Source organism: Vibrio sp. 1078-1 (assembly GCF_033340475.1).
Window position 1 is genome coordinate 1 of the sequence record NZ_JAWOWM010000504.1, and the last position, 632, is coordinate 632.

Genomic DNA, 632 nt, shown 5'->3' on the forward strand with positions numbered 1-632 from the left:
GCATCTTGAGCGCACTTCGTTATATACTGTCGAAAAACACAATAACGAGTAATGTCATGTCATTAATTGCTACTGGTACGCTAAACAAAATGCGTGCTTCTCTCGATGGTGCCGTCAGCTATCGTCTTCCTGTGGGTGATGAAGAAGTCGATCTGTCACCGTTTCTCGGTAAAACACTCACGTTGACGCATACTGGCAATATTTTTTGTTGCTCATGCGGTAAGAAAACCAAGAAGAGCTATTCTCAAGGCCACTGTTTCGTGTGTATGAAGAAGCTTGCGAGCTGCGATATGTGCATCATGAAGCCAGAGACTTGCCACTACGATCAAGGCACATGCCGCGAACCGCAGTGGGGAGAAGAAAACTGTATGGTGGATCACTTCGTGTATCTATCAAATACATCAAGCTTGAAAGTGGGCATCACTCGCCACACTCAAATTCCAACACGTTGGATTGATCAAGGTGCAACTCAGGGTCTGCCAATTTTCAAAGTCAAAACGCGTCATATTTCAGGCTTGATTGAAGTGGAACTGGCAAAGCATATTGCAGACAAAACAAACTGGCGCACTTTGCTTAAAGGCGATGGTGAACCGATTGAATTACAAGATCGTTTTGCTGAACTGCTTCCTCTT

General features: G+C 44.6%; 1 protein-coding gene. It reads left to right on the forward strand.

What is annotated here, in order from left to right; genetic code table 11:
* Window positions 1-56: 56 nt before the first annotated feature.
* The coding region (locus tag R7190_RS28445) for a DUF2797 domain-containing protein (protein ID WP_318138003.1) at window positions 57-632 on the forward strand (576 nt) is incomplete at its 3' end.